General features: G+C 53.1%; 22 protein-coding genes. 8 read left to right on the top strand and 14 right to left on the bottom strand.

The features are described 5' to 3' along the window. Nucleotide 1: 1 nt before the first annotated feature. The 9 genes from fliN to fliF form a co-directional block, all read right to left on the bottom strand. Nucleotides 2–415 (bottom strand): flagellar motor switch protein FliN, encoded by a 414-nt coding sequence (fliN, locus tag M8013_RS15240; RefSeq protein WP_271268643.1) that lies wholly within the window; start codon nt 413–415, stop codon nt 2–4. After that, nucleotides 412–1,416 carry a flagellar motor switch protein FliM gene (fliM, locus tag M8013_RS15235; RefSeq protein ID WP_271268642.1) on the bottom strand — a complete coding sequence of 335 codons (1,005 nt, stop codon included), beginning with the start codon at nt 1,414–1,416 and terminating at the stop codon, nt 412–414. Before fliM ends, fliN begins: the two co-directional genes overlap by 4 nt. Nucleotides 1,417–1,420: 4 nt before the next feature. Next, nucleotides 1,421–1,888: a flagellar basal body-associated protein FliL gene (gene fliL, locus M8013_RS15230; RefSeq protein ID WP_271268641.1), complete on the bottom strand. Its 468-nt coding sequence runs from the start codon at nt 1,886–1,888 to the stop codon at nt 1,421–1,423. A gap of 105 nt (nt 1,889–1,993) precedes the next feature. Beyond that, a complete protein-coding gene (gene fliK, locus M8013_RS15225; protein ID WP_271268640.1) occupies nt 1,994–3,187 on the bottom strand; it encodes a flagellar hook length control protein FliK in 1,194 nt (397 codons plus the stop codon). Continuing rightward, nucleotides 3,184–3,627, bottom strand: coding sequence for a flagellar export protein FliJ (gene fliJ / locus M8013_RS15220; protein ID WP_271268639.1), 444 nt, complete (start codon nt 3,625–3,627; stop codon nt 3,184–3,186). Before fliJ ends, fliK begins: the two co-directional genes overlap by 4 nt. A 21-nt stretch (nt 3,628–3,648) precedes the next feature. Next, nucleotides 3,649–5,019: a flagellar protein export ATPase FliI gene (gene fliI, locus M8013_RS15215; RefSeq protein ID WP_271268638.1), complete on the bottom strand. Its 1,371-nt coding sequence runs from the start codon at nt 5,017–5,019 to the stop codon at nt 3,649–3,651. After that, nucleotides 5,019–5,726: a flagellar assembly protein FliH gene (fliH, locus tag M8013_RS15210; protein WP_271268637.1), complete on the bottom strand. Its 708-nt coding sequence runs from the start codon at nt 5,724–5,726 to the stop codon at nt 5,019–5,021. Before fliH ends, fliI begins: the two co-directional genes overlap by 1 nt. Next, nucleotides 5,719–6,714: a flagellar motor switch protein FliG gene (gene fliG / locus M8013_RS15205; RefSeq protein WP_271268636.1), complete on the bottom strand. Its 996-nt coding sequence runs from the start codon at nt 6,712–6,714 to the stop codon at nt 5,719–5,721. The genes fliH and fliG overlap by 8 nt, the downstream gene beginning before the upstream one ends. Continuing rightward, nucleotides 6,707–8,398: a flagellar basal-body MS-ring/collar protein FliF gene (gene fliF, locus M8013_RS15200; protein ID WP_271268635.1), complete on the bottom strand. Its 1,692-nt coding sequence runs from the start codon at nt 8,396–8,398 to the stop codon at nt 6,707–6,709. The genes fliG and fliF overlap by 8 nt, the downstream gene beginning before the upstream one ends. Nucleotides 8,399–8,625: 227 nt before the next feature. Between fliF and fliE the strand changes: the two genes are divergently transcribed. Continuing rightward, a complete protein-coding gene (gene fliE / locus M8013_RS15195) occupies nt 8,626–8,940 on the top strand; it encodes a flagellar hook-basal body complex protein FliE (RefSeq protein WP_271268634.1) in 315 nt (104 codons plus the stop codon). Nucleotides 8,941–8,977: 37 nt separating this feature from the next. On the opposite strand, the gene M8013_RS15190 is transcribed toward fliE, so the two are convergent. Next, nucleotides 8,978–9,706, bottom strand: coding sequence for an LbetaH domain-containing protein (locus tag M8013_RS15190; protein WP_271268633.1), 729 nt, complete (start codon nt 9,704–9,706; stop codon nt 8,978–8,980). 183 nt (nt 9,707–9,889) lie between these two features. On the opposite strand from M8013_RS15190, the gene yedD reads away from it, so the two are divergent. Beyond that, nucleotides 9,890–10,303 carry a lipoprotein YedD gene (gene yedD / locus M8013_RS15185; protein WP_271268632.1) on the top strand — a complete coding sequence of 138 codons (414 nt, stop codon included), beginning with the start codon at nt 9,890–9,892 and terminating at the stop codon, nt 10,301–10,303. 45 nt (nt 10,304–10,348) lie between these two features. Here yedD and amyA read toward each other — a convergent pair whose 3' ends face one another. The 4 genes from amyA to fliD are packed head-to-tail and all read right to left on the bottom strand — an operon-like array spanning nt 10,349 to nt 14,113. Then, complete coding sequence (gene amyA / locus M8013_RS15180; protein WP_271268631.1) at nt 10,349–11,836, bottom strand: alpha-amylase; 1,488 nt, start codon at nt 11,834–11,836, stop codon at nt 10,349–10,351. A 54-nt stretch (nt 11,837–11,890) separates the two neighbouring features. Next, entirely contained in the window at nt 11,891–12,265 is a 375-nt protein-coding gene (fliT, locus tag M8013_RS15175; RefSeq protein ID WP_271268630.1) for a flagella biosynthesis regulatory protein FliT, read from the bottom strand. A gap of 5 nt (nt 12,266–12,270) precedes the next feature. Next, the gene (fliS, locus tag M8013_RS15170) at nt 12,271–12,675 is read right to left on the bottom strand and encodes a flagellar export chaperone FliS (RefSeq protein ID WP_271268629.1); all 405 of its coding nucleotides are present in this window, start codon (nt 12,673–12,675) and stop codon (nt 12,271–12,273) included. Between the two features lie 16 nt (nt 12,676–12,691). After that, the gene (gene fliD / locus M8013_RS15165) at nt 12,692–14,113 is read right to left on the bottom strand and encodes a flagellar filament capping protein FliD (protein ID WP_271268628.1); all 1,422 of its coding nucleotides are present in this window, start codon (nt 14,111–14,113) and stop codon (nt 12,692–12,694) included. A 380-nt stretch (nt 14,114–14,493) separates the two neighbouring features. On the opposite strand from fliD, the gene M8013_RS15160 reads away from it, so the two are divergent. The 6 genes from M8013_RS15160 to M8013_RS15135 all read left to right on the top strand — a co-directional run bounded on the left by M8013_RS15160 (nt 14,494) and on the right by M8013_RS15135 (nt 22,736). Further along, a complete protein-coding gene (locus M8013_RS15160; RefSeq protein WP_271268627.1) occupies nt 14,494–15,339 on the top strand; it encodes a flagellin N-terminal helical domain-containing protein in 846 nt (281 codons plus the stop codon). Nucleotides 15,340–15,541: 202 nt separating this feature from the next. Next, on the top strand, nt 15,542–16,936 hold the full coding sequence (locus tag M8013_RS15155; RefSeq protein ID WP_271268626.1) for a hypothetical protein: 1,395 nt from the start codon (nt 15,542–15,544) through the stop codon (nt 16,934–16,936). Between the two features lie 45 nt (nt 16,937–16,981). Further along, complete coding sequence (locus M8013_RS15150; protein WP_271268625.1) at nt 16,982–20,323, top strand: O-linked N-acetylglucosamine transferase family protein; 3,342 nt, start codon at nt 16,982–16,984, stop codon at nt 20,321–20,323. A gap of 352 nt (nt 20,324–20,675) precedes the next feature. Next, nucleotides 20,676–21,836, top strand: a complete 1,161-nt coding sequence (locus M8013_RS15145; RefSeq protein ID WP_271268624.1) for a DegT/DnrJ/EryC1/StrS family aminotransferase — start codon at nt 20,676–20,678, stop codon at nt 21,834–21,836. Next, nucleotides 21,833–22,471, top strand: coding sequence for an acetyltransferase (locus M8013_RS15140; protein WP_271268623.1), 639 nt, complete (start codon nt 21,833–21,835; stop codon nt 22,469–22,471). The genes M8013_RS15145 and M8013_RS15140 overlap by 4 nt, the downstream gene beginning before the upstream one ends. Nucleotides 22,472–22,496: 25 nt before the next feature. Beyond that, nucleotides 22,497–22,736 carry an acyl carrier protein gene (locus M8013_RS15135; RefSeq protein ID WP_271268622.1) on the top strand — a complete coding sequence of 80 codons (240 nt, stop codon included), beginning with the start codon at nt 22,497–22,499 and terminating at the stop codon, nt 22,734–22,736. Nucleotides 22,737–22,741 lie beyond the last annotated feature (5 nt).

Genomic DNA, 22,741 nt, shown 5'->3' with positions numbered 1-22,741 from the left:
CTTAACGGCTCAGACGACGCATACGTTCGGATGGGGTGATGATGTCGGTGATACGCACGCCGTATTTATCGGCAACCACCACCACTTCACCCTGGGCAATCAGGTAGCCGTTGATCAGGATGTCCAGCGGCTCACCGGCGAGGCCATCGAGCGCCACCACCGAACCTTGGGTCAGGCGCAGCAGCTCTTTAATGGTCATCCGGGTGCGGCCCAGCTCCACGGTCAGCTTGACCGGGATATCCATAATCAGATCGATATCCTGCAGCGTGCCGCTGACGTCGCCGCCGCCCAGCTGCTGGAACACCGCATCGGCCACGCTTTTGCTGGCCGGTGCTTTTTGCTCGTTTAATGCCTCAGCCCACAGATCGTCCATTGCTCCGTTATTGTCATCGGACGGATTGTTCATATCACTCATTTGGGCTGTTCCTCATTCAGAGAATTCAAAATCGGGTTGATCAAGTGCTCAACGCGTAGCGCGTATTGATTGTTCACGGTGCCGTACTGGCTGGTCAGGACAGGCACGCCATCCACATGGGCAATGATGCGATCGGGTTTATCGATCGGCAGCACGTCGCCGGGTTTTAATTTTAAGATCTGTGACAGGCGCAGCGGCACATCGGCAAAATTCGCCACCAGCTCCAGCTGAGAGTGCTGTACCTGGCGGACCAGGTTCTCACGCCAGTTCTGGTCTTCATTACGGGAGTTTTCCAGCGGCGGGTTCACCAGCACTTCGCGCAGCGGCTCAATCATGCTGAACGGCAGGCAGATGTTGAACTCGCCGGTCAGGTTGCCGATCTCCACGTGGAACGGGGTGTTGACCACGATGTCGTTTGGCGAGGTGGTGATGTTCGTGAACTTCACCTGCATCTCGGAACGGACATACTCCACTTCCAGCGGGTTAATGGCTTTCCACGCGTCGCTGTAGGATTCCAGTGCCAGCTTCAGCATCCGGTTGATGACCCGCTGTTCGGTATGGGTGAACTCGCGGCCTTCAACTTTGGTCGGGAAACGTCCGTCGCCGCCGAACAGGTTATCCACCGCGATAAACACCAGGCTCGGCGAAAACACGAACAGGCCGGTGCCGCGCAGCGGTTTCAGGTGGATCAAGTTCAGGTTAGTTGGCACCGGCAGGTTGCGGGCAAACTCATGATACGGCTGAATGCGGATCGCCCCGACGGTGATATCCGGGCTACGGCGCAGCAGGTTAAACAGCCCCATACGGAACTGACGGGCAAAACGTTCGTTGATGATCTCCAGCGCCTGAAGCCGTTCGCGTACCACGCGGCGCTGCGTATTAGGATCGTAGGGGCGAATATTGCTTTCGCCCGCCGAACCCGGTGCGGGTTCATCGCTCTTATCGCTGTCGCCGTTGAGCAGCGCATCGATTTCCGCCTGTGAAAGAATACTGTCGCCCATGTCGTTACCGCAAAATAAAGGCTGTATACAGAACGTCAGTGACTTCCTGCTTAGGTTGACCACTCACCAGAGGGGCGGCCAGCGTTTGCTTAATGGCGTCTACCAGCTTCTGCTTACCTTCATCGGTCGAGAGCTGGGAAGCATCCTGGCGTGCGAACAGCAGCAGCAGACGGCTGCGCACTTCCGGCAGGTACTCACTCAGGCGCGCACGGGTCGCGTCGTCTTTCAGACGCAGCGTAATCCCCACGTACAGCACGCGTTCCGCGTCACCCAGGTTAACGGTAAACGTATCCAGCGCGAAAAAGACCGGTGCGGCAGGTGGTAGCGGCTCGACTTTGGCTTCGGCAGAAGGCGCTTTGTTCATACGCCAGTAGCTGTAGCCCGCAGTAGCGCAGGCGGCGAGCGTAATTAACACCAGCAGCGGGATCCAGATGGAACGCTTACTTTTTTTGGTGATAACGGAGTCAGTCATCTGATGCGTGCTTCCTGTTTCGGGACTGCTAATAAGATGATTATCCCGTGTCCTGTCACCGTCAAAGGGTGGAAAAGACGGGGATAATCACGCTACCTCTGGCGTTTACGCGAAGATATCCACGGCGCCGTTTCCACGCGCCACGGACTGCAGCGAGGCCGGGGTGGCCAGCAGTTCATCGCTCTCTTCGTCAAATCCGCCCTGATTACCGGAGCGGGACGCATGCTGCTGTTGCTGAGACGCAGCGTGCTGCTGGCCGCTGAAGTTTTCGCTGCTGATGTTGCTTTGCGTCAGCTGGATACCGTTTTCCGCCAGCTGGGTACGCAGCATCGGCAGAGCCGCCTCCAGTGCAGCACGCACATGGCTATGACCTGACACCATCTGCAGCTGCGCCTGGTTATCATCCAGTTTAAGCGAAATTTGGATCTGACCCAGATCTTCCGGGTGCAGGCGCAGTTCGGCGCTCTGCTGGCCCTGACGGGTAAACAAAGTGATGTGCTGGCTGACAGTCTGCTGCCACTCACCGCTGCCGAGCGGCGCGCTCACCACCGGGACTGCGGCAGGCGCTGGCGCGGCAGACGACTGGCTGCTGAGGATCGGGGCCATCGTGGCGGTTGGGCCGCTCGGTGATGGCGTGCTCTCTGCGTCCTGTTTGTTGACGGTGGCCGCCATCGCTGGGTTCAGCTGCGTATTCGAGACTAACGCTGCATCTTTATCCTGGGCGACGGTTTTTGCACTGCGCAATGCATCGGTATCCAGTGCCGGCTGGCGGCTGTTGCTCGCAGGCGTGGTCTGGATCCCGAGCGCATCAGCCTTCACCGGTTTAGGCGCGGCGGTGGTTGCCGTCTGCTGGTGCGGCAGCATCGCCATTAAGGCGCTTAATCCGGCCAGCTCTTCGTCGCTGAGGTCGGTTTTGCTGTCGGCTTCTTTGACGGCCTGAACCAGCGTTTTCAGCACCTCGCCTTTGGAGGTAGGCAGCAGACCGCTGGTTAGCCCTGGCAGGGCGGCCAGTGGTGCGCTGTCGTCGCCGGTGACGATCTCAGACCGCGCCAGCAGCTCTGCCAGTTTGCCGGTTTCTTTGCCTTCTGCGTCCGCGGTCAGGCCCACTTTCGGCAGCTTAGCGCCTGCGGCGTGCAAATCATTGAGCGTCAGTCCTGCTTCTTTGCCCAGCCCCGGCGCATCGGTTAATGCCCCCGTCAGCAGGGCAAGAAAGTCCTGCGCGCCATCGGCGGCTTTCCCGCCGCGGGCGCTGCCAGCAAGCTCGGTATCGCTCGAAAGCAGTTGTTGCACTGTGATCATTCCGGTTTCCTCATTGATGCGCGCTGGGCGAACTCATCCATTTTTTTCTGATCGAGACGGTTTTCGGCAAGGGCGGCGGCGGTAAGCTGGCGATCCTGTAACGTCTGCCAGGCCTGTAAACGCTGCTTCTTTTCGCGCCAGAAATTCAGCGCCTTGTCGACTTTGTTGTGCCACTGATCCAGCTGATGACGATGCTGATCGATCGCTTTCTCCAGGGTCTGGATAAACTGCTGATAGTTGATCCAGCGCTGGCTGCCGATGCCCTGGGTCATATCGCTGTTGAGGTTAGTGCGATACTCATGCTGATAGTCAATCAACATCTTCAGCTGCTCTTCAGCCTGCTGATGCCCGCGGCGCATGGCGCCAAGCTGCTGGGCGGCAGTATCCACTTCCTTCTCGGCCAGATCTTTTAGCGTGGCTAATGCGCCGTGTTGCGCCATAACGTTCGCCCTCTATCCTGATTACGCCTGCGGGAAAATATACTCCAGCATCTGGATCGAACTTTCCCAGTCGGCTTTTTCAAAAATACCCTGTTGCAGATAGGCTTCCAGCTGCGGCCACAGCGTGATGGCTTTGTCGAGCATCGGGTCGCTGCCTTTTGCATAGGCGCCGACGCTGACCAGATCGCGGTTGCGCTGGAAGCTGGAGAGCAGTTGTTTGAAGTTACGCACCCGGGCGTAGTGCTTCTCGCTGATAAGTGAGGTCATCGCACGGCTGATCGACGCTTCGATATCAATCGCCGGATAGTGGCCGGCTTCGGCCAGACGACGCGACAGGACGATGTGTCCGTCGAGGATCGCACGCGCCGAGTCGGCAATCGGATCCTGCTGGTCATCGCCCTCGGTCAGCACCGTGTAAAAGGCGGTGATCGAGCCACCACCGGAAATGCCGTTGCCCGCGCGTTCAACCAGCGCCGGGAGTTTGGCAAACACCGACGGCGGATAGCCTTTGGTGGCCGGTGGCTCGCCGATCGCCAGCGCAATTTCACGCTGCGCCATCGCATAGCGGGTGAGGGAGTCCATGATCAGCAGCACGTGCTGACCGCGGTCACGAAAATCTTCCGCGATGCGCGTGGCATACGCGGCACCCTGCATACGCAGCAGGGGAGAGACATCCGCTGGTGCGGCAATCACCACCGAACGGGCGCGCCCCTCGGTGCCGAGAATGTTCTCGATAAAATCTTTGACTTCACGGCCACGTTCGCCAATCAGCCCCACCACGATCACGTCGGCCTGGGTGTAGCGCGCCATCATCCCGAGCAGCACCGATTTACCGACGCCGGAACCGGCAAACAGGCCCATACGCTGGCCGCGACCGACGGTCAGCAGGGCGTTGATTGGGCGTACGCCGGTATCCAGGACATGTTCAATTGCGGTACGTTGCAGGGGGTTAAAAGGCTGAGTGATCAGCGCCCCGGTTTCGGTGGTATCCGGGGAGGGCAGGCCATCCAGCGGTTTGCCGCCACCGTCCAGCACCCGGCCGAGCAGCGCCGGACCGAGCGGCAGTTGTTTGCCGCTGTGCAGTCCGTCGGCGGAGAAATTTTTGGCATACACGCGGGCACCCGGCAGTACCCCTTCGACCTCTTCCAGCGGCATCAGGAACAGCCGTTGGCCGTTAAAGCCGACCACTTCGCTCTCGACTTCGCGGATCTCGTTTCCGTCCTGGCGCTCGATAATGCAGGTCGCACCCAGCGGCAGCTGCAGGCCGGTGGCTTCCAGTACCAGACCGGTGGCGCGGGTCAGACGGCCGTAGCGACGCACGGACGGCAGTTGCGTCATCTTGTTTTCAAAGTTGTCGAGGCTGTTCAGCCAGCGGGTGAGGCGCGCGGTCATCAGATGACTCCCGGTGCCGCCAGGCGGCACAGTTCCTGCCAGCGCGTCGCCACGCTGGCATCCAGATCCCCTTCATCGGCAGACACTTTGCAGCCGCCGTGATGCAGGGTCGGATCGCCGCGCAGACGCCAGCCGTGCAGGCTGAGGGTCGCGCCGAGCATCTCTTCCACCCGCTGCAGATCGTCCGGGTGGACGCGCAGCTGCGGTTTGCCGCTGAACAGCGGCTCCTGCTGCAGCAGGCCCTGAATCTGTTTGATCAATGACGAGTTATCGACCGGCGGCGTGTGGCCGATCACCTGACGAGCAGCCTCCAGCGCCATCTGCATCAGACGCGAGGCGATCACGCTGTCCAGTGCATCAAGCGTATTCTGGAATTCGCTGACCAGCTGCTGCATGCGGGCGTGGATCGGTGCCTGCTGGGAACGCGCCTGCGCCAGCCCTTGCTCAAGCCCCTGGGCCAGCCCTTCCTGATAACCCTGCTCCTGACCTTTTTGTCGGCCTTCGTTCATGCCGGCGGTGTAACCCTGCTCGTGGGCCTGAAGTTGGATCTGCGCCAGCTGTTGGGCGCGCTGCTCCTCTTCACTGAGTTCAGGCTCGCCTTCTTCGTCCCCGGCCAGCACCGGAGCGACGGTGGCGGGAACAAATTCGGCGAGAGGAGGGGCGAGGTCATCCGGCTTCCAGATTTTCCACGGCAGTTCATCAGACATAGGTATCCTCGCCGCTGCCAACTACCATTTCGCCGGTTTCGGCCAGACGACGCACAATAAGCAGGATGGCTTTCTGTTCGTTCTCTACCTGAGACAGACGTACCGGGCCACGGTTAGCCAGATCGTCGCGCAGGATATCTGCCGCACGCTGGGACATGTTGCGCAGGAACTTCTCGCGCAGCGGTTGTTCGGCACCTTTGAGGGCGATAAGCAGCGATTCGGAGTCCACTTCCTGAAGCAGGCGCTGGACACTGCGATCGTCCACGTCGACCAGGTTTTCGAACAGGAACATCTCGTCGATAATTTTCTGCGCCAGCTCGCCGTCGAATTCGCGCACAGCGGTAATAACCGCCTCTTCCTGCTGCGTTTTCATCAGGTTGATGATCTCGGCCGCGGTTCTCACGCCGCCCATTTTGCTGCGCTTGAGGTTCTGGCCGTCGAGCAGGCCATTCAGCACTTCGGTCAGTTCCGCCAACGCCGCTGGCTGCACGCCGCCGAAGGTGGCGATACGCAGCATCACATCGTGACGCAGACGTTCGTCGAACAGCGCCAGAATATCCGCCGCCTGGCCCCGCTTGAGGTGAACCAGGATGGTGGCGATGATCTGCGGGTGTTCGTCGCGAATCAGGTCGGCAGCGCTCTGCGGCTCCATAAAGTTGAGCGTTTCGATGCCGCTGGCGGTGTCGCGGGTTTCGAGAATATCTTCCAGCAGGCTGGCGGCACGCTCTTCGCCGAGCGCCTTGACCAGCACGGTACGCAGGTATTCGTTGGCGTTGACGTTGAGCGCGGTGAACTGTTCCGCTTCCTGCTCAAACTCGGCCAGCACGTCGGTGAGCTGTTTGTTGGAGATCTGCCGCACGTTGGCCATCGCCGCACTGAGCATCTGTACTTCGCGCTGGGAGAGGTGTTTGAACACCTCTGCCGCCCGATCCTCGCCAATGGTCATCAGCAGAATGGCGCTTTTATCTATTCCGGAAAGGTTACTCATTTTCGTTGCTCATCCACTGGCGAATGACCAGCGCCACGACGCGCGGATCGTTATCTGACATTTCGCGAATACGCTGGCTCATCACTTCAGCGCCCAGGCGCTGATTTGCCCGACGCTGTTGCACCTGTTCGTCTTTGCTGAGGCGAACTTCCACGGCTTCGTGGGTTTCCTGACGTTGCAGGGATTGCTCTTTAAGAGCCTTAACTTCTTCTGCACGGCGAACCAGCTGCGGACGCACCGCTTTACGCCACAGGATCCAGGCGACAATCAGCACCAGCAGCCAGCGACCGGCTTCGATCAGCTGATCGATAAACGCCTGCTGTTGCCAGAACGGCAGCTCACCGCTGGCATCGTCAACCGCGCTGAACGGTGAGTTCACCACGTTAAGGGTGTCGCCGCGTTTTTCTGAGTAACCCATTGCTTCACGGGTCAGGTCTTCAATCTGCTTCATCTGCTCGGTGGTCAGCGGCAGCGGTTTACCGTCCGGCAGGGTTTTATAGTTGACCACTACGGCTACCGAGAGACGCTCAACATCGCCGACGTTCATTTTGGTGTGACGGATGGTGCGGTCGACTTCGTAGTTGGTGGTTTCGTTGCGGCTGCTGGTACGTGGCCCGCTGTTGGCCGCCGTGGTAGTGGTTTGCTGCTGTTGCTGCGCATTTGCCTGTTGGCCGTTCTGCGGGTTTTGCGGCGGCGTAGTAATCGGGCCCGCGTTGGCCGGGGCAGGCTGGTTAGAGAGCGCACCCGGCACGCCGCCAGGATTATTGCCGCCAACCTGTTCATTTTCGTTCAGCTGACGCGAACGCATCACCGCCCGGGAGGCATCGCCATTCGGGCTGTACTGCTCTTCGGTCTGCTCTTTATTGGCAAAATCAATCTGCGCGTTGACCTGGGCGTGGACGTTACTGTTGCCGACAATCGGGCCAAGAATGGCTTCGATGCGGCGCTGCACGCGGCCTTCCACGTCGGTGGCGTATTTCAGCTGCGCGTCATTCAGATCGCGCCCGGCGGTGTTGGACTGGGTGAGCAGGTGCCCGCCCTGGTCCACCAGCGTCACGTTACCCGGTGGCAAACCTGCTACGGCGCTGGAAACCAGATGTACGACGGCGCTGATTTGTCCTTCATCCAGCGCACGACCAGGCTGCAGATTGACGGTGACGGAAGCGGAAGGGGCTTTTTGTTCGCGAACGAACAGTGACGGTTTTGGCATCGCCAGGTGAACGCGGGCGCTTTTCAACGGCCCCAGCGTTTCGATGGTGCGGGCCAATTCGCCTTCCAGCGCGCGCTGGTAGTTAACCTGCTCGCTGAACTGGCTGATGCCGAATTTTTCCTGATCCAGTAATTCAAAGCCGACCGCGCCGCCTTTTGGCAGACCTTGTTGCGCAAGGCGCAGGCGGAGTTCGTGAACTTTATCGGCAGGGACTTCCAGTGCGCCGCCGTTATCCGCGAAGCGGTAGGGGACATTCATCTGGGTGAGCTGGGTGACGATGGCGCCGCCATCCTGATCGGAGAGATTGCTGAACAGCGTGCGATAGTCGGGCTGTTTTGCCCATAAGACCATGGCGACAAGAATGGCGATAGCGGCAGCACCTGCCACGATCAACGGTACTTTAGGGTTCGCGCGCAGGCGGCTCATCCATTCGAGAGATTTAGTTTGAGGGCCGGTCGTTGCTGTCGCACTCATCGCGCACCTCGTAGCTCTTCGTGAATGACATTAATCGTGTTGAGAAACAAAACAGACTCCCGGGTCGGCAAACACAACAAAAATTCCATAATCATGGCCGTGCCATTATTTGTTGAATCAGGAAATTCTATGGGCCAAATAACCTGGTTTTTTCACGCTATTTAACGCCTTTATCTCATTGACAGACTGGTACTCTTGAGCGCGTAAAAATCCATCAGGGGAAAGTCATGGCAATACAGGGTATTGAAAGCGTCATCAGCCAGTTGCAGGCGACGGCAATGACCGCCCGCAATCAGAGCGTTGCTGACGTGCAGCCTACCGTCAGTTTCGCCGGCCAGCTGCACGCTGCGCTGGACCGGATCAGTGAGACCCAGGGCGCTGCCCGCACGCAGGCTGAGAAATTCACGCTCGGCGAGCCGGGTATCGCGCTGAACGATGTGATGGCCGATATGCAAAAAGCGTCGGTATCGATGCAGATGGGCATTCAGGTGCGTAATAAACTGATGCAGGCGTATCAGGACGTAATGAGCATGCAGGTTTAGGTCTGGCGCGCCCTGATACTGGCAACGCGCCAACATTTTATTGGGGCTGGTGAACGTGTAACCAGCTCGCTTTAATGGCTTTCAGTTCTTCAAGCAACGCAATTGTCTTCGCCTCATCGACAGTAAAATCAGTCAGGAAGTAGGGATTAATGACCTTCAGCCAATTCAGCAAGTCTGGCTGTGCCCACCACTCCAGCTCCAGCAGTGATTCAATGATGTTGTCAGAAAAACGGAAACGAATTAAACGTGCTGGCGTCCCGGCATAAATCCCGAACGGCTCTGATTTGAAATTGGGTGGAAGCAGTGAGCGCGCGCCAATCACGCAGCCATTTTCAATGACACCACCGCCAAGCATCATCACCTCATCGCCTATCCAGACATCATTTTTAATGACTGAATCGCCATACTGCGGCTGTGCAGGGTGTTGCAGGTCAGGATGATGAAACATCAGCATGGACGTGGACATGGTCCTCATCTCGTGTTGGCCATTGAGTAAGAGTTTTACCCTCAACCCCCCAGAGACAAATCTTCCCACCTTGAGATTTTGCCGACCCGCATCATATTTAACGATTGAACCAATACCAAATCCCGAACATTTCCCAAGATGCATTGAACCTGTGTCAGAAGGCTCGCCTAACCAGTTCTGAAAAAACTGCTTTGGTATAAAGCTATGTAAACCATCGCTGTAGCTAATAACGTCAAAAAAGGAGGCCAGGTGATGGTTGGGATCGATGCCCGTGCAATCGCTATCTGTTTCAATGTTCACTGAATGTCCTTTTTATTAAAGCGAAAGAGGTTCTGCAATTTTTATCTATATATCGGCACAGATTTTCAGGGGTTTAATATTTATTGCCTGTGTGAGCCTGATTGAACACTTTAGTGTTTATGACGCTGGCGACGAGATGCCTTTAATGCCACACTCTTTTTTTTCTCCGTAGACGGATAAATGATGAAAAAAATAGCAATGATGGCAGGGCTGCTGGCGCTAACGGGCTGTGTGCAGGTCGAAAAATATGAGGATGTGATTAAACATCCCGTCCCGGCAGAGATGGCGGGCTACTGGCAGTCGAAAGGGCCGCAAAGCGCGATGGTCAGCCCGGAAGCGATCGCGACGCTGGTGGTGACGCAAGAGGGCGATACCCTCGATTGTCGTCAATGGGTGCGAGTGGTTGCCGTGCCGGGTAAAATCATGCTGCGTTCAGATGATTTTTACAACGTGACCATCAAGCGGGATGTCTACCCGCTGGAACGTGACGGCAGTGCTATCGAGTATGACGGCATGACCCTGCAGCGCGTTGATCGTCCGACCGTAGAGTGTGCGGCGTATCTGAGCAAAAATCCGCTGCTCAGCAAGCTGCCATAAGATTTGTGAAAGCCGGGCAGGCATCGCCGCCCGGCTATCCCTTCATTACAACACCGCCTCCATCACCCACACGCTGACGCTACCGCCATTGCAGGTAAACACGCCTTCACCGTTTTCGTCGGTGGTGACCACTTCTTCCCGGTTGCCGAGAAAGTCTTTCCAGCTCCGGTTGCCGTAGTTCTCGCCCAGCGCGATGGTCTTTTCACCCTCGTCACCGTTGGAGAGCACCACCACGCAGCCGGGATCCTCGTCGGTACCGCTGCGGCTGAAAGCAATGCAGTTGGGGTGATCGAACCACAGGGTCTGGATGCCGTGGGCAAAGCGCTGGCGGGCAAGGATCAGCTGGTCGAGGTGCTCAATCACCGGCATATCGATGTGGTACGTCTCGCCGTCACCGCCGGTATCGTCATAGCTGGCGCCGTACAGATCCGGATAGAAGACGCTCGGTACGCCGTTTTCGCGCAGCAGGATCAGCGCATAGGCCAGCGGTTTAAACCAGGGTTCGACCGGGGCCTCCAGCGCCTGGAGTGGCTGGGTGTCGTGGTTAGCGACCAGCGTCACCGCGTGGAACGGATCGGCTTCTACCAGCGTGCCGGTAAAAATCTGGCTCATGTCATAATCGCGGCCCTGGAGAGAGGCTTCGTGGAATTTCATGTGCAGCGGGGCGTCAAACAGCATCGTCTTGCCGTCCACCTGGTCGATATAGTGCTGCAATTTATCGACATCCGGCGACCAGTATTCCGCCACGATAAACAGCGGCTTCGGTGCCACTTCCTGCACATGCTCTATCCACTCTTTATAGAACCATGCCGGGATATGTTTTACCGCATCGAGACGAAAACCGTCGCACTGGGTTTGCTCCATCACCCAGCGCGCCCAGTATTTGAGCTCTTCGGTGACCGCATGATTGCGAAAGTCGATATTCTCGCCCATCAGATAGTCAAAGTTACCCATCTCGGTATCGACCTGATCGTTCCAGCCGTCGCCGGTGTAGTCGTTGACGATCTTGAAGATGCTGTCTTCATCGGGATTTTCGATGTGGTCGATGCCGCTGAAGCATTTGTAATCCCAGATAAACTGCGAGTACTGACCGGCCCGCACCGGGAAGGTGTAGCGGGTCCAGGCTTCGCACTCGATAACCTCTTCGTCGATCTGGGTCCGATCGTCGGCATTGACCCGCTGGACGCGGATATGCTCTTTCTCGTCAGCGCCCATTTTGTGGTTTACCACCACGTCCATTAGCACCGCGATGTCGTTGCGCTTGAGCGCCTCGATGGCGGTGAGCAGCTGGGTTTTGTCGCCGTATTTGGTAGGGGTGGAGCCTTTTTGATCGAACTCGCCGAGATCGAACAGATCGTAGGAGTCGTAGCCAACCGAGTAACCGCCAGAAGCCCCTTTATATGCCGGGGGAAGCCAGACCATGTTAATGCCGATATCGTTTAAACCGTCAGCGCGATCGGCCACTTCCGGCCAGAGCTGGCTGCCGTCAGGGTAATACCAATGGAAAAACTGTAAGAGGGTGGGGTTTTTCATCTTCCTTGCTCCAGAAGCCATTTAGGCGGACTTCTGGAGTATGGATCATCAAAATCATAACTGTGGGTCGCGAGTTAAATTTTCCGGATAAAGAATATTGCCTGACAGCTTGCCGTAGGTTGAGGTGACTGACTGTTGTTTGCCGGTCTGGGTAATTAAATTACGCAGATCATCCATCCTTGTCTTCAACAACCCTTTCAACTCAGTCTCATTCTGCAGGACTTTTTCCAGGATAAAGCGCGCCTGTTCAATCTGCGCGGGCGGGCAGGCCGAGATGGGATTTTGTGCGATGCCCTCGACGAGCTGAACATACTCCATCTCTTTTTCGATCAGCTCATCCCATTGACCGGAATGCGCGAGTTTCAGCATGGCGATACTAAGGGCATGCAAAGCATGCCAGTTATTGAGAACAGTACCGGGATTGTTCATCAAAATTATCCTGAAATAGAGGAAGCATTGGGACCGATTTGTTTCCACGCATCCGCAATGTTATTCAATAAGCCCTCAACCTCAACGATCGCCTCAACATCATTACGTAAATTCGCATGCAACAGACGGCGAACCATATAGTCATAAAGTGCCGCGAGATTACCGGGTAAGTCGCTTTCGACATCCATGTTCAGGCCAGCTTTTAAACCGTTGTCGATGATGTTGATGGCTTTAGACAGGGCCTCGCCTTTCGCAGGAATATCACCCTGTTCAAGAAAAAGGCGCGCTCGCACGAGCGCGCTGTAAGCACCGTCAAACAGCATGACAACCAACTGGTGTGGGCTGGCACTCAAGACGGCAGATTCAAGACCTACCTTCTGATAGGCCTGAACACCAGAATTGTTATACATATTAATTCCTTTATTATCAGCTGCTTGTTTTAAACTGTTGCGTCAGGTAGTTGGCCGTTCCATTGAATTTGGTGACCAGTGAATCTAAGTCACTAAATTGCTTTTTATAACGCGCCATGGTGGCTTCAATGGTCAGTTCCATCGCTTCATAGCGCTTGCCGATGGATTTCAGCGTAATGTTAATACCGTCTTTCGCACTCTGAATAACGCCTTCTTTACCTGTAGAAGTGCTCAGCATATCGGTCAGCTTGTTATTCATTTGGGTGGCGAAACCGGTGGTTTTACCGTCGCCGGTAAAGTAAGCCTGTACGCCTGCCGGGTCATCCGTTAACACCTGAGTCAACTTCTTGTCGTCGATTTTCAGATTGCCTAACGCGCCGTCAGCGCCTTTTAACGGATCCTGAGTAATACCCAGTTGCGCCATAATGGCATAGGAGCCTTCCTGCACATTGGTCAATAAAGCACGCAGATCTGACTGTACTCCCCTGATAGTGCTGTCGCCCATCAATACGCCGTTGCTTGAATTCTGGGCGGTCGCACCCACAGCAGGCGGTTCGTATTTGGTCAGAGAAGCAATGGTCGATTGCAGGGAGTTATAAGCAGTAACCCAGTCGGTAACGGCTTTTTTGTTATCAGCAGTTGAACGCGTAACTGACAGGGTTTCATCCGCTGTGCTTTTCGCTTTCAGGGTTAATGTGACCCCAGGCAACGCGTCCGTCACAGTATTGCTCTGGCGGATGATATCAATGCCGTTAACATTAATGACGGCGTTTTGCGAAGGAACCTGTTTATCAAGCGCATCGCTGCCGATCACCGCTTTCAGCGTATCATCGCCGGTTACCGTCACGGTCATATCCGAGTCCGTACCGGTAGTTTTTGAAGACAGCATCAGACGGTAATCACCGTTATCTGCTCTCACAATACTGGCTGATACGCCGCCATTGGCTGCGTTGATGGCTTTAGCAATCCCGTTCAGGGAGGTGTCACCGTCGGCGAGCGTGACCGTCATCGGTTTGCTGTCGGCACCGGCCTGGGTGATGGTGATAGTACGGCTGTCAGTACCTGTGGTTCCGCCCAGCTGTTTGGTGTTGCTGTCAATGGTGCCAGGTTTGGTCGTCAGAACCTGACCTTTGGCAATTTTGCTGACATTAATCGTGAATTCGCCGACGTTTGCCCCTGTGGTGGTGGTCGCCGAGAAAGCAGTATTGGTACTGGTAACTGAGGTTGAGTTCCAGGTATCGGCATTCCCCAGTTTAGCCGCAGCGGTTTGCAGAGTGGTGAGGGCGCTCTGTAATTTGCCATAACCGGTGATCTGCGCGTCATACTTGGTTTTTTGCGTGGCGATAGCCGTGAGCTTTATCTCTTCTGCAGCCTGTAACTTATCGTACAGATCTGACAAGCCTGGCATCCCCACTCCGAGGTTGCTGATAGTCGCCATAAATAATTCCTTTCCAAGGGTTGTTTCAGTCCTATATCGGCCAAAACGCTGAAAAGTTTACGCCATGCCGAAAAAATAAATCGCGCAATAAACGTCCTTTGATTGGGTGCTTATACATCGGTTGAGGTTTTCTTTGCAGTCTGTCTCCTGCTCGCACCCTCTTAAGGTGAGAACCGCGTTGATATTCCACGGCAATTTTAGATAGTGACAAAATACATTGAGAACCAAACTCATAAAAACACCTTAAAAAACATAAAGATAAATTTTTTATGAGATATTTTCTAAAGTCTATTGCCTGAGCGTCGATAACCTTGAAGACGGTGAGAGACGCCGTGAGTGTTAGGCACCGACCTAGAACCCATTTTGAAGGAATTAAAATTATGGCTGTTATCAATACTAACCTGTTGTCCCTGACCACTCAGAACAACCTGAACAAATCTCAGTCTTCCCTGGGCACTGCTATCGAGCGTCTGTCCTCCGGTCTGCGTATCAACAGCTCTAAAGACGATGCTGCTGGTCAGGCAATTGCTAACCGTATGACCGCTCAGGTTAAAGGTATGACCCAGGCGGCGCGTAACGCCAACGACGGTATCTCCCTGGTTCAGACCGCTGAAGGTAACCTGAACGAAATCAACACCAACTTACAGCGTATCCGTGAGCTGGCTGTTCAGGCTGCGAACGACACTAACGGTACTACCGACTACGCTTCAGTCAGCACTGAAATTACTCAGCGTCTGAGTGAGATCGACCGTATCGCTGGCGCAGCTAACTTCAACGGCAAAAAACTGCTGGACGGTAGCCTGACTGCATCCCTGAGCATCCAGGTTGGCGCAGGTACTGGTACAACTGATACCATCTCTATCACCACTGGTTCAACTGGTGCACTGATCGATGCTAAAGCGACGAGCCTGGATACTGGCCTGACCGGTACTATCACCAACAACTCCACCGCTAAAGCATTCATCACCGCTGCTGACAACGCTATCACCAAAATTGATACCGCGCGTTCAAACATGGGTGCGATTCAGAACCGTTTCGAATCTACCATCAACAACCTGAACAACTCTATCTCTAACCTGTCTGCTGCACAGTCCCGTATCCAGGATGCTGACTACGCGACCGAAGTTTCCAACATGTCTCGCGCGCAGATCCTGCAGCAGGCTGGTACTTCTGTACTGTCTCAGGCAAACCAGGTTCCACAGGCGATGCTGTCCCTGCTGCGTTAATAGACGCTATGATTTCAAAAAAGGTTGCTGGAAACAGCAGCCTTTTTTTATTGCATTAAGTCGGAATATCCCATTTCGTAATGTTCAAATTAAGCTAGCAATTAGCGGTGTTTTCCTTCCATAGCCCCTCATCGTGCAATGCTAATCTGCGTAAAATCCCCTTTCAGGTCGTCTGACGACATATTACCGATGAGTAATTACGATGAGTGAATTTGCACGTAGCCGGGCTATGCGTCAGTTTTATCGCAATGTATTTACCAGGCATATTGAGCTCATTGAAGCCGATGTTATGCCTGTGCATCTTGTCGCTGAGATCTTTACGTTTAAGAGCGCCAAACTCGATATTCTTGGACCGCAGATACGTGACGTAAAAACCGGTCTGGCACCCGAAAAAGACGAGGCCTTAAAAAATCTCCTTTGTGCAATCATTCTGGCAAACCATGCGCTTGACGAGGCCAAATCAGAAGAGCAGTTACGGATTTCTGCAGAAACAGCCACCCAAATCATCGAGTACGTTGTCGCAGCCTTAAAAGATGATAATAACGTTAACTATCTTGTCGCCGCGATTCAGATTCTGTTCCGCGTCAATGAGATCGCGTCTGCACTGTTTTTAATCAACAACAACCTGTCGTTAGTCAGTCATTCAGCGCCGGTGCTGAAAATCCTCCTGCTTATCTGCTTAATGGAGGATGACTACAATCAGGCGATGGTCGTGATTCAAGCATTGACCGAAGATGCCGCGCTGATCGGCGAAGATCCTATCGCGCTGTTAATGATCACCTGCGGCATCTATAAGCTCGGTGGTGTACCGGATTCCTACATTGATTTCAGATCGCTGAATGATGACAAGTATGTGATTGCTGACGCTGGCTACGACGCGTGGTTTGAAAAAACCTCAAGCGACAAAACAACGGTGCTGGTGACCTGTAATAAAGAAGAATATTTCGAACACGCACTACCGCTGATCTACTCGGCTTATGAAACCAACCGTGATGTTCTTGACGTCCACCTGCATCTCTACAATTGTGATGATGAAGTTAAACAGAGCATCACGTCGCTTCGTGATCGACTGCCTGAACTCCATATTTCTGCCAGCCTTGAAAAAATAGCCGTGAATGATGACATGGCCATTTACGCCGCATCGCGCCGTCTCATTTTCCTGCGTCATGCGCTGCAGACATTCGGCACGCCTGTTATTGCAGTCAATTGTAACGTGCTTATTCGTCAGCGCTGGTCACCTTCAGAGAGCCCGCTGATGTTACTACACAGCGAATCCTCCCCGTTCTGGGAAGACGTTTTTGCTGGCTTTATCTATGCAGCACCTGGTGGGGTTGCCCAACGCTACTTTGAGCGGGTTGCGCGTTTTATCGACGCCAACCTGAGCGGCGGGAACTCTGCAGCGGGTCTCGAACAAGTTGCTCTCTCTGCAAGTCTGGACACCCTCGCCGCGATGGATCAACTGGCTGTCTCCCGACCTGAACGAACATCAATACTTGATAGCGAATACACGGTGGAAGCCTTCTGTTGGCTCGCTGAGACGCTCGACGGACCGGCAAAAGATTATAAAGCGTCGCTGATACAAAAGTTTAAACGCTAATTATTCATATACCGCTATCAGAACAACCAGGACCTGGAACCAACCGTGACGACTCTCTATCCGAGCTACCGGGTTAGCCCCGAAGCCATTCATGCCGCTGCCGCGCTTAATGAGCTTGCGACGCCACTCCCTGCAACCGCCCGCATCCTGGAGATCGGCTGTGGTTCGGCGTCCCGGCTTATTATGCAGGCCCATGCCTACCCTCAGAGCATTGCCATCGGTATCGATATTGATGAGCAGGATATTTTGCAGGGACAACAGCATGTAGCAGAGGCCGGTTGCACTAACGTAGAGTTGTTTGCCGCCGGATTGGGCGACCTGATCGCCGCGGATCCCGGTGAATTTGATTACATCATCATTCATCAGAAATTTTCATTCCTTGGAAAAATCGAACGGGAAGCGCTGCTTCAATGGAGTAAAGCGCATTTATCCTCCCATGGCGTGATTGCGATCAGGTGGATGTTACTGCCAGGAAGCGCGCCCTGCGTGTCGTTAGGTGAGGCGTTACGCTTCCATCTTGCGCGTGCCGGTGAGGAGAGCGATCCGCTCGAGACGGCCCGGGCCATGCTGAGTTTTATGCTGATTACGCTGGAAGAAGGGGCGTTGAAAGACGAAGCACTTGCCGCTGAGAAAATGGATGATACCACGCTGACGTTGGCTTACCTGACTCCTGCGGATGGCGTCTGCACGCTGGATGACTTCACTACACAGGCTGAAGCAGCTGGTTTGCAGTATTTAGGGGATCTCCTGCCGCAGTATGAGGCGGGGAGCTATTACGGGCCTGATATTGAACAAATGCTCAGTGCAGTGAGCACCGGTGCCAGCCGCGCGATGGCGCAACAGTATCTCGATTACGCTGTTCAACGGCGTGAGCGTTTTACCCTGCTTTGTCAGCAACACATCATCACGACGCCGGTAGCGCCGAACTTTAGTCATCTGAAAAAATTGCATTGGGCTGGATGTTTTATCCCTGCAGAGTACCATGCAGAAAAAGCCCCTCATCTCTTCAGGACCAGCAACGGCAAGCTTATCCGCAGCGATAATGGATTAATCATCCGAATTATGGAATTGCTGGGCAGTGCCTGGCCGATGTCGTTAAGTTTCGAGCAGTTAGTGTTTAATTGTCGTGCACCTGAAACACAGGATGATATTCAGGAGAGCGTGCTGGAAACATTGAAGACGCTCTTTATGACCAGTACAGAGGGGCTATTCTGGAGTGTTTCTCCGGGTCCATACAATGCTGCGCAGAATGTTTCTCTGGAACCTATAGGGGGGTTACCCGACGCTCGTCCCGTTGCAGATATATCGATGATGAATCTCTGGGGAGAGTCGGTTTCATTAACGCCTGAAGAATGGAATTATCTTCGCCACGAAATGCATACTCCGAATCAAGACGGCTGGACCCATTTTTCAACGTTGAAAATGAAAGGCTTACTGATTGGTTCGCCAGAAGCGTGGAAAAAACAGGTGCAATGTTATCTTCGTGCAGGAATGCTCGATGTCCTAAAACCTCAGATAATGTTCTTACTGTTATTAAGTGTCAGCGACAAACAAGGTGGACTGATCGGCGATGACATGTTGGGAACGGTCATGGCCGATACCGGTGTTAATGATACTTATGACCATGTTAATGCTTTCATTAATAAAGGGAATTTTAAAGGCGCCAGGGATTATGCGCGCGAATTAATGGATAAAGACCCTGAAAATATTCATGTGCTCCGCTGTCATTCCAGGGCTTGCGTTTTAACCTTTGCCTGGGATGATGCTCTCACTTCTCTCTGCCGATTAATGAGCCACTATTTCTCCAGCATGGATATTTTCTATGATCTCGCTATGACTCTTCAGCGAAAGCGTGAGTTTTATGCGGCGAGACAAATTGCTCGCGCATTGCTTCGCCTGAATAAGAAAAATATCGATTACTGGCTAATTCTTGCGTCACTGCATCATGCCTACGGGGATATGACCCTGGCGGAAAAATGCTGTCGTGAAATTATGCGGTTCCAACATCCAACGGCCAGTTCTCTCGGATGGACGGGGATTGTGTTGAGCGACATCCATAAAATGGCTGAAGCGCGTTACTTCATGGAAAAAGCCGTTGAAATGAGTGAGTTTAATTTCGGTCATTTCAGTAATTTATTATTTATCATGAGCCACGATGCGACGGTAGATCCTCAGAATCTCCTGGAGAAACATCGAGAATTTGGTCGCCGTGCTAATGAGTGGGCTAAAGGGTGCGAGTTAAAACCTACTTTAAAAAATACCAAAGAACCCGGTCGTAAACTGCGGATAGGGTTTGTCTCAGGAGATTTGCGCCATCATCCGGTGGCTAATTTTTTACTTCCTTGCTGGAATGCGGTGGATCGCGATAAGTTTGAACTGATCGCTTATAGTACGTTTTTCATAAGTAATGACAGTATGTATCAGCATTTCCGCGATACATCGACTTTATGGCGTCAGGTCGATGCTCTCAGCGATATTGAACTGGCAAATCTCATCGCGGAAGATGAAATAGATATCCTATTCGACCTGTCAGGACATACCGCTTATAACCGCTTGCCCGTTTTCGCTCTGCGCCCGGCTCCGATACAAATAACCTGGATAGGTTATCCCGGCACGACGGGTCTTGATCAAATGGATTATTTTTTACTGCCGACGACCCTGATGCACTCCCGGGTTCTCAGAGAACAGTTATCTGAGAACATCATGTTTGTCGAAACGCGTAAGTGCTTTGAACCGCATCCACGCTGCCCGGAAATTTATGAGCTACCTGCACTGCGCAATGGATATATTACGTTTGGGAGCTTTAACCGGGCCAAAAAGCTCAATGACCATGTGCTTGGCGTATGGGCAAAAATTATGCGGGCGTATCCGCAGTCAAAACTGCTCATGGGGTTTATGGCAGATGCAAACATGGTCGCTGCCATGTCAAAACGCATGCAGAGTCTGGGTATTACTGAAGACAGGTTGATATTCAGAGAACGGGTTGGACTGGATGAATACCTTTCCTATCATCATGAAATCGATATTTTATTGGATACGTTCCCCTACACCGGTGGGACCACGACGCATCACGGCGCCTGGATGGGGGTGCCGACCCTTACGTTGAGTGGCCCAACCCTTCCTTGCCTGCAGGGAGTCGATATTATGAGCGCTTACAAACTTGAGCAGTTTATCGCCACTGACGAACAGGATTACATCAATAATGCTGTTAGCTGGGGAGATAAGATCCCTGAACTTGCGGCGATTCGTCGGGGAATGCGCGCCAAAATTCCTGTTGAAAATGAAGCAGGCTTTAATGTTGCCGCCACTTTTGAAAAAGCGCTTCGTGAGGCATGGCAAATATATTGTTCTGGAGAAGCGCCACGTGAGTTGGTCATTGCGAATTAGAGACTGCCGGACTGGCATCGCCTGACGACTCGCCCGGAAATAAGGCAGGCAGCGCATCAATGCTATCTGTTTGCCTGAATACCTGTCAGTCTCTATTTGAAGTAATATCAATGCCTGTTGGGCGTAGGGCGGGGACGGGTAATATTGAACTGGCAGCAAACTTTGTGGGAAATTCTCCGCCGAAGGTGCAAAACAGATGCCTTTTTCATCGCTTAACTCGGTGATGGCGGGGCCTGAGAAACGGTGCATCTGGTCAGTTCAAATAGGCTGTAAAATGTAGGTTATTTTGCCGATGAACAGATGCTGCCTTTCGCTATGATGAGACAATTTCTCATTACTCGCAGGTTTGCCCATGGGCGATAATATTTTTGTCACCAGTCCCTTACTGCCTCCTCTTGAGGAGTTCATGCCGTATCTTGAGAAAATCTGGCAGAACCGGATCCTCACTAATGGCGGTGAATTCCACCAGGAACTGGAAGAAGCTCTGGCGCGTTACCTTGGCGTGAAGCACGTATGTCTGTTTGCAAATGGGACGCTTGCGCTGTTGACCGCGTTGCAGGCACTACGCGTAACAGGTGAAGTGATCACCACACCGTATTCATTTGTTGCGACATCACATACGTTGTTGTGGAATGGCTTAACGCCGGTGTTTGCCGATATCGATCCGCACACCTTTAATATCGATCCTCAGCGCATTGAGGAGCTCATTACTCCACAGACAACGGCAATTATGCCCGTTCATTGCTACGGCATTCCCTGCGACGTTGATAAGATTCAGAAAATTGCTGATATTTATGGTTTGAAAGTCATTTACGATGCGGCTCATGCCTTTGGGGTCAAAAAAAGCGGGCAGAGTATACTTAACTGCGGCGACCTTTCTATTCTCAGTTTCCATGCGACCAAAGTTTTTAATACTATTGAAGGGGGGGCTATTATCTGCCCTGACATCAAAATGAAACAGCGCATTGATTACTTGAAAAACTTTGGTTTTGCCGGGGAAACAACGGTAGTCGCACCGGGCATTAATGCAAAAATGAACGAAGTCCAGGCTGCTTTTGGGCTGGTACAAATGAAGCATATTGATGCGGCTCTGGCAGCGCGTAAAGCCATTTACGAACGCTATTGTGAATTGCTGAATGATGTTGAGGGTATTTCATACTTCAATGCACCGGAGAATGTAGAATGGAATCACGCTTATTTTCCAGTCATTGTGGATGAGTCTTATCCTGTTAGCCGCGACGCGCTTTATGAGAAGCTGAAAGAAGATAATATTTACACTCGTCGCTATTTCTATCCGTTGATCAGTTCATTTTCTATGTACCGACATTTGCCTTCTGCCAGTCCAGATAAACTGCCAGTGGCGGAAACGACTTCCCAAAAAATCCTGTGCCTGCCCATTTTCCCTGACTTAACGCATGAGGATCAGGATCGCATTGTGCGATTGATTCGTCAGTATGGGGCGATATCGGAAAACCAATCGCCATCTTCGTTGATTGTCGAGGAACTGGCATGAAACTTGGTATTTTTGGCGCAGGTGGATTAGGCCGCGAAATACTCATGCTCGCCCAACAAATTAATCGTTCCTCCCGGTGGGATGAGATTTTTTTTATCGATGACGTCATTGACGATGCTGAGGTTTCTGGTGTCCCAGTCTATCGTTTTGCACAGATTGATTATGGCATTACCGAAATAAGTATCGCGGTGGGTGAACCTGTCGCGCGGCAGAAATTAGCAGAAAAGATTCTCAGCAAAACATGCCTTGCCACGCTTATCCATCCTTCAGTATTCATTCCGCCGGGAAGTGATATTGGCGTTGGTGCAATTATTTGCGATCGCGCATTTATCTCCTGTGATGTCTCTGTTGGGGATAACACGCTGGTTCAACCGCATTGTTGTCTTGGTCATGACACCCGCCTGGGGGCGCACAGTGTTGTCTCCAGTAATGTTACGTTGGCCGGACATTGTCAGGTAGGGGATCGTGTATTTATTGGCATGAACTGCGCAGTAAAAGAGAATACCACCATTGGCTCTGATGCCATTATTGGGCTGGGAAGCGCGGTCTTTAACGATATTCCTGAAGCAACGATTGCTTTGGGGAATCCTGCTCGTGCGATGCGTAAAAATGAGCAGCGAAAAGTTTTTAAATAATTTGTTTTATATGGAGTTAAATGCAATGACTAATTTAGTAAAATACAACACGATTTTCGTTGAAACCTTTGAGGTTTCTGAGGATGTTTTGTCCGGATATAAATATCAGGATACACCGTCATGGGATTCTGTCGGCCATATGAGCATGATTGCTGCGTTGGAAGAAACCTTCGATATTATGATGGATACCGAAGACATTATCGATTTTTCTTCCTGGGAAAAAGGTAAAGAGATCCTTAAAAAATATGATGTTGAAGTAGCCTGATGAAA

Source organism: Silvania confinis, assembly GCF_025564085.1.
Taxonomy (GTDB): domain Bacteria; phylum Pseudomonadota; class Gammaproteobacteria; order Enterobacterales; family Enterobacteriaceae; genus Enterobacter; species Enterobacter confinis.
The sequence above is the reverse complement of the archived record's forward strand: the minus strand, read 5'-3'. Positions and strand labels throughout refer to the sequence as shown.

What these genes read in the sequence shown, in the direction of transcription:
- amyA (WP_271268631.1), bottom strand. Translation starts at nt 11,836, where the DNA reads ATGAAAAACCCCACCCTCTTACAGTTTTTCCATTGGTATTACCCTGAC.
- M8013_RS15135 (WP_271268622.1), top strand. Translation starts at nt 22,497, where the DNA reads ATGACTAATTTAGTAAAATACAACACGATTTTCGTTGAAACCTTTGAG.
- fliK (WP_271268640.1), bottom strand. Translation starts at nt 3,187, where the DNA reads ATGATCACAGTGCAACAACTGCTTTCGAGCGATACCGAGCTTGCTGGC.
- fliG (WP_271268636.1), bottom strand. Translation starts at nt 6,714, where the DNA reads ATGAGTAACCTTTCCGGAATAGATAAAAGCGCCATTCTGCTGATGACC.
- fliH (WP_271268637.1), bottom strand. Translation starts at nt 5,726, where the DNA reads ATGTCTGATGAACTGCCGTGGAAAATCTGGAAGCCGGATGACCTCGCC.
- fliI (WP_271268638.1), bottom strand. Translation starts at nt 5,019, where the DNA reads ATGACCGCGCGCCTCACCCGCTGGCTGAACAGCCTCGACAACTTTGAA.
- M8013_RS15160 (WP_271268627.1), top strand. Translation starts at nt 14,494, where the DNA reads ATGGCTGTTATCAATACTAACCTGTTGTCCCTGACCACTCAGAACAAC.
- fliJ (WP_271268639.1), bottom strand. Translation starts at nt 3,627, where the DNA reads ATGGCGCAACACGGCGCATTAGCCACGCTAAAAGATCTGGCCGAGAAG.
- fliM (WP_271268642.1), bottom strand. Translation starts at nt 1,416, where the DNA reads ATGGGCGACAGTATTCTTTCACAGGCGGAAATCGATGCGCTGCTCAAC.
- fliS (WP_271268629.1), bottom strand. Translation starts at nt 12,675, where the DNA reads ATGTATAACAATTCTGGTGTTCAGGCCTATCAGAAGGTAGGTCTTGAA.
- fliD (WP_271268628.1), bottom strand. Translation starts at nt 14,113, where the DNA reads ATGGCGACTATCAGCAACCTCGGAGTGGGGATGCCAGGCTTGTCAGAT.
- fliF (WP_271268635.1), bottom strand. Translation starts at nt 8,398, where the DNA reads ATGAGTGCGACAGCAACGACCGGCCCTCAAACTAAATCTCTCGAATGG.
- fliT (WP_271268630.1), bottom strand. Translation starts at nt 12,265, where the DNA reads ATGAACAATCCCGGTACTGTTCTCAATAACTGGCATGCTTTGCATGCC.
- yedD (WP_271268632.1), top strand. Translation starts at nt 9,890, where the DNA reads ATGAAAAAAATAGCAATGATGGCAGGGCTGCTGGCGCTAACGGGCTGT.
- fliN (WP_271268643.1), bottom strand. Translation starts at nt 415, where the DNA reads ATGAGTGATATGAACAATCCGTCCGATGACAATAACGGAGCAATGGAC.
- fliL (WP_271268641.1), bottom strand. Translation starts at nt 1,888, where the DNA reads ATGACTGACTCCGTTATCACCAAAAAAAGTAAGCGTTCCATCTGGATC.
- M8013_RS15140 (WP_271268623.1), top strand. Translation starts at nt 21,833, where the DNA reads ATGAAACTTGGTATTTTTGGCGCAGGTGGATTAGGCCGCGAAATACTC.
- M8013_RS15155 (WP_271268626.1), top strand. Translation starts at nt 15,542, where the DNA reads ATGAGTGAATTTGCACGTAGCCGGGCTATGCGTCAGTTTTATCGCAAT.
- fliE (WP_271268634.1), top strand. Translation starts at nt 8,626, where the DNA reads ATGGCAATACAGGGTATTGAAAGCGTCATCAGCCAGTTGCAGGCGACG.
- M8013_RS15145 (WP_271268624.1), top strand. Translation starts at nt 20,676, where the DNA reads ATGGGCGATAATATTTTTGTCACCAGTCCCTTACTGCCTCCTCTTGAG.